This window comes from Brevundimonas sp. TWP2-3-4b1, from assembly GCF_049897665.1.
Classification (GTDB): Bacteria; Pseudomonadota; Alphaproteobacteria; order Caulobacterales; family Caulobacteraceae; genus Brevundimonas; species Brevundimonas subvibrioides_B.
The window spans coordinates 1-4,968 of sequence record NZ_JAFCWQ010000051.1 but is presented as its reverse complement, the minus strand read 5'-3'; the positions used below and the strand labels follow the sequence as shown (position 1 = coordinate 4,968).

Annotated in this window: 7 protein-coding genes; 2 read left to right on the top strand and 5 right to left on the bottom strand. The window is 64.8% G+C overall.

Annotated elements, in window-relative coordinates:
- Positions 1-62: 62 nt before the first annotated feature.
- The 4 genes from ACP7A5_RS17760 to ACP7A5_RS17745 all read right to left on the bottom strand — a co-directional run bounded on the left by ACP7A5_RS17760 (position 63) and on the right by ACP7A5_RS17745 (position 3,563).
- Complete coding sequence (locus ACP7A5_RS17760) at positions 63-1,544, bottom strand: primase-helicase family protein (protein ID WP_426043134.1); 1,482 nt, start codon at positions 1,542-1,544, stop codon at positions 63-65.
- A gap of 2 nt (positions 1,545-1,546) precedes the next feature.
- Entirely contained in the window at positions 1,547-2,509 is a 963-nt protein-coding gene (locus ACP7A5_RS17755; RefSeq protein ID WP_426043133.1) for a bifunctional DNA primase/polymerase, read from the bottom strand.
- A gap of 212 nt (positions 2,510-2,721) precedes the next feature.
- Complete coding sequence (locus tag ACP7A5_RS17750; RefSeq protein WP_426043132.1) at positions 2,722-3,042, bottom strand: hypothetical protein; 321 nt, start codon at positions 3,040-3,042, stop codon at positions 2,722-2,724.
- Positions 3,043-3,122: 80 nt separating this feature from the next.
- On the bottom strand, positions 3,123-3,563 hold the full coding sequence (locus ACP7A5_RS17745) for a hypothetical protein (protein WP_426043131.1): 441 nt from the start codon (positions 3,561-3,563) through the stop codon (positions 3,123-3,125).
- 166 nt (positions 3,564-3,729) lie between these two features.
- On the opposite strand from ACP7A5_RS17745, the gene ACP7A5_RS17740 reads away from it, so the two are divergent.
- Positions 3,730-4,329, top strand: a complete 600-nt coding sequence (locus tag ACP7A5_RS17740; RefSeq protein WP_426043130.1) for a recombinase family protein — start codon at positions 3,730-3,732, stop codon at positions 4,327-4,329.
- Between the two features lie 81 nt (positions 4,330-4,410).
- Here the strand turns inward: ACP7A5_RS17740 and ACP7A5_RS17735 are convergent, their stop codons facing one another.
- A complete protein-coding gene (locus tag ACP7A5_RS17735; protein ID WP_426043129.1) occupies positions 4,411-4,677 on the bottom strand; it encodes a hypothetical protein in 267 nt (88 codons plus the stop codon).
- 104 nt (positions 4,678-4,781) lie between these two features.
- On the opposite strand from ACP7A5_RS17735, the gene ACP7A5_RS17730 reads away from it, so the two are divergent.
- Positions 4,782-4,968 (top strand): helix-turn-helix domain-containing protein (locus ACP7A5_RS17730; protein WP_426043128.1); only part of this gene is annotated, 187 nt, incomplete at its 3' end.

The window sequence follows — 4,968 nt, the reverse complement described above, 5'->3', positions numbered from 1 at the left end:
GTGATACGGGATAGGTGAGGACGCGGATGGGAAGGCCGGGGGCGGTTTGCGGTCGGTTCCGGCTACGCCGCCAGACGCGGACGCGACGGCATGGCGACGACCTTGGGCGACAGGTCGTCCAAGTCGTAATCCTCGACCTCAGCCGGGAAGGTGTAGCCGGGATTGGCCGTGAGGAAGGCGGCGCGCAACTCGACCAGCGGCGGCAGGATGTAGACGGGGACACGCGCGCCCTCGCGTCCGCGCTTGGACTGTTTCAGGCCGGGGACGTGGCGGGCCAGGACAGCCCCCAGAACCTGGCTGGTGGGCGGGGAGCGGAAGCCGGGGACGAAGGTTCGATAGCTGGCCAGAAGGGTGTCCTTGGCGATCTCCAGGCTGCCCGTGCCTTCCCATTCGGTCTGCGAGGTGTAGTCGTCGGTCGGGCCACCGTCACGGAACGGGATGCGGCCCTCAATCAGGATCGACTCCAGCCACTGTTCCTCGGCGCTGAACCCCTGGCGCATCTGATCGAACAACCCGGCCGTCATCGGCGGGCGCGAGAAGTCGACACCGGTGATGTCCATTTGCAGGAGGTCATACAGCATGGCCTCGGCGCCGCCCGTCTCCATCTGGGCGTCGATCGCCGCGAAGTAAGGGCCGTCCTTGGCACGGGCGTCGCCCACGTCCAGGAACAGGTAGCGACGCTCACCCCGCGCGGCGGCGACCACCCAATCGCTGTTGCTGGTGATGATGACGCGGGCGAAGCTGTCGGCCATATAGGAGTCCAAATTCTTGCGTTCGACGTTGATCTTGGCGCTGGTGATGAGGTGCTTCATCCGCGCCTTGTCGGCCGGGCGGCCCGGATAGAATCCTTCCTCGACGCGGATCAGCAGGGCCGTCTCCAGGTGGCCGTTGAAGCGGCCCGTGATGTGTTCCGGGCAGTCCACCGTGGGCGAGTGACGGTCGCCGACGATGTGGCCCAGCCAGTCGGACAGTTTGGACTTGCCCACCCCCATGCGGCCTCTCATCACGATGCAGACGCCGCACTTGCGCCACGGCTTCTGCATCAGGTGCGCCATCCAGTGCATCAGGAAGGCGAACGTCTCATCATCCCCCTGGCAGATGTTCTCGTAGATGTGCGCGCGCAGCAGGCTCCAGTCGCCGGGCGCCGGCATCACCGCCATCCCCGAATAGAGGTTGAGGTCGCCAGCCTCCTGGGTCGCCGGGTTGGGGTTGAAGATCAGGCGGGTGTATTCGCGACGGCGTTCCGATCCGATCCAGCGATCGTAGGCGGGGATCAGCTTGGCCTTGTCGCCCGTCCCGACCTCCAGACGATACTTGGCCAGCCAGGTCTTGGCCTGCGACTCCTTCAGGAAGATCGGCTGGCCGTCGCGTCCCCAGATGACGATGCGGAGGTCGTTGCCCTTCAGGAGCACGGCCCCGAGGGTGTTCAGGTGATCGATCATCTGGTCTTCATTGGTGAAGACCGTTTGTTCGATGATTTCATTGGCGGCGATGGTGGCCAGGAAGGCGTCCTGGGAGCCGGAGGTGTCGGGGTTGTCGGTCAATTTCAGTCCTTGCTGTTGATGTAGGCCCGCGCGCTATCGCAGGCCTCGTTGAGGTATTCGTCGGAGAGATAGCGCTCGATTTCGTGGGGTTGGTGGTTGTCGGCGGGGGCGTCGCGGATGGCTTGGCGGAGCGCGGCGATCATGCCGTTGGTGTCGGCGTCGCCGCCGAAGCGGCCGAAAAACTTGACCAGCAGGCCGTTGATCGGGCCGTGGAAACCGCCCCGGTTTTCGCCGTCGCCGATGACCAGACAACGGGTGTGATCGGAGGGGCGACCCGTCGTGGGCGGCGACATGCGACGGGTTGTGGTGGGGCGATCGTCTGCGTCGCCAGTGCGGGTCTTCTTGTTGGCGTCCAGGGCCAGGCGCAGCCAGGCCTCGGGCGCCGCCGCCAGCGGGACTTCATCGGGCGCGAACCCTTCCTCCCACTGATAGCGACCACCGGAACGGTGAAGGCTGCCCGGCAGGAGGATGTGGCCGTGGAAGCCCCGGACATCCACGCCCGCCGCCATCCCGCCCTGGCTCCCGCGCACCTCGGGTCCGTCGTTGGGATGGGCGAACCAGTAGTGGCGGCCATGACCGCTACCGCTCCGGGTCCGCCACGTCGGCGGCAAGGCGCCGTGTTCAGCCTCAAGCTGGGCCAGGCTGGCGAAACCCAGATCACCGTCCAGGTCCAGAACCCAGACGCCGCTGGCGCGACCGGTCAAAGCGCTGAGGTTCGTCCTGGCCCATCCGCCCCGTCCCGGAAGGGTCCAGTTGATGATTGTATCGGCGTCGGTCGTCGCCAGTTCGGGCCAGTCCAGGATGCGGGGATGCTTGCCGGGGTTCTTGGCGCAAGGCGTAGCCTCGGCGCCGGTCTGGCGCGCTTTCCACCGCTTGCCCTTCAGGCACTGGCATTCGAGGCCTGAGTCCGTCCGGGCGCTGTTGAAGCCGTAGGTCGGAAAGATGCGGACCCCCAGCGTCGCCATGGCCAGCGCCACCGGAAGGGGGCGGTTAGCGCTGAACGATGGGACGGGATCGGGCGACGGCGCGGCGCCGGACGATGCCCGGCGGCCAACTTGATGATGAAGCATTTTAAGGGGAGCGTTGACGAGGGGACGACTTTGACGCTTCCACCCCATCTGGCTGGGGTGGGGTGGAAACGCGGCGGTTTCGGGGGCGTGGAACCTAGCGGCGAGCGCTAGGAAACCAGGCGCTGGCGCCAGTCGCCGGTGCAACGCTCCAGGACGTCGCCCACCGTCACGTCGGGGTAGTTGTGGACGACGCGGTTCGAGAACATCTGCATGATCGGCAGCAGCGACACGCCGGTGTGGGCAGCGGTCTCGAACAGGCGCTCAAACGCCTCGTTGACGACCGATCGTTTGCTAACGCTGGTCACGCCGTTGATGTTGGCGGCGCATTCTTGCGGGCCGAAGTGGCGCTGGGTCGCGGTGATCGGCCCGGCGTATGCGGCGAGTTGGACCAGCTTGGAGAGGGAGATTGCGGGGTCGTGGCGGGACATCGGGTTTCCTAAAAAGGGGTGATGTCACTGGGGATAGAGGGCCGCGCCCGCCCTGCATCGTGTAAACAAGTCGGGGTTCGTTACACCGGCTTCTCCCAACCCTTTCGCTCCAGGAGGACGTCTCTGATGGCGTCCATGGACATGTGAAGCCTATGGGCCGCCAACATTTCTTGGGTCCTCTTCAACGCGGTGAAAGCCCTCGTTTGCCCCTTTCCGGGCTCAGGGTCTGCAATAGCGCTTGCCTTGCAAATCTGATGGGTCAGCAAAACCAGGTCGCGCGTCACCTCCCGGTCAAACCAGTTTCTGACGGAGGATCGGCGCGGCTTTCCCTGGCCCTCCATGACCTGAGCCAGATACTCGCGCACCTCCTTCGGAACGGGCTCAGGACTGCGTAGGCCGTAAGCGATCATGTCGTGCGACACCGGCGCGTCTTCCTCAATTTCGCGCATGGGAATTGCCCACGCGAAGGATGTCCACTTGGATGCCCTATCTGCCAACGCCGCCTCCAGAATATCCCGCACAAGACTCGATCACTACACCAAGAGGCTAAGTCATCGTCAGGCCCACGCTTCACCACCAGCGCACAAGTTGAAAGTTGTGCGCGTGGCGCAAAAGATAGAATTGACTCGATTTATGAGCCGCCTTATGAGCCGGGGTATCAGCTACCCTAACTTGTGAGCTAGGATCATGCGTATCGCCTACTTCCGGGTCTCCACCGGAGAACAGAGCGTCGAGTCACAGCGCCACGCAATGGGCGACGCCTTCGATAAGGAGTTTCTGGACGAGGGCGTGTCCGGCGGGGTCATGGCGGCGGAACGCCCCGGCTTCGCCGCCCTCTTGGCCAACGTCCGATCCGGCGACACCGTTCACGTCTATGCGGTCGATCGGCTTGGGCGCGACGCCCTGGACGTCCAGGGCACCGTGCGGCGCCTGGTGAAGGCCAACGTGACGGTTGACGTGCGCGGCATAGGGCCGATCGCCGGGCCGATCGGTGAACTGGTCCTGGCCGTGCTGGCGCAGATCGCCGACATGGAAAAGGCGAGGATCAAGGATCGATGCGATTCCGGCCGCGCCGCCGCGCGCGCCTCCCTCGCCGCAACGGGACGGACCCAGCACGGCAAGGTCAGCCTGGGGCGTCCCCAAGCCGCCGACGCTGCCGCCGTGGTCGCATGGCGTCGGCATCACGGCGCGAGCATTAAGGCCACGGCCGTCAAGTTCGGAACGTCAGAGGCCACGGTGAAGCGGTATTGCGCCGCCGCCGGTGGCGAAATGGTGGAAGCCGCCTGACGACAAGATAGAGGCAGCGGGCAATGGACCGACTGAGGTCATCGCCCCTTCGTTCTTACCTATCAACAGTCGAGACGCGCCCTATCGGGCGCCGAAGCCGGTGCGGGCGACGGCCGGGGAGGGCGTGGCCATGTAGTGGCGCGCCATCGGCGAATCCGCCGGAATCACGGTCACGGCGTTGCAGGTTCGGCAGGATCGGTCTTTCCGGCCCATCCGCCACACGGTGTAAAAGAAGCCGGGGACGATGAAGCAGAGCCACAGGATGATCTCGACAGCACTGCTTCCGCGATTACGGACCCGAGGCTTCCCGACATCCCCGCAGGACGTGCAGAAGAACTGATTGGACATAGACGCCTCCGGTTTTCGATAGGGTCTATTTTGCCTGCCAATCGTAAACGAAATAGGCAAGATAGCTCCTAGAGCTATCTTGCCTATCGCTCCCTGATGCGGGGATGAATTGGGAGGCGATCGTCGGGGCGAACATTCGCCGCCACAGGAAGGCCAAGGGCCTGACCCAGGAACAGCTTGCCCATGAAGCGGGCGTGGCGATGCGCTACGTCGCCGGGGTCGAACGGGCCGAGGAAAACCCCTCGCTTAAGTTCCTGGTGAAGATCGCCGAGGCTCTGGAGATCGACCCGG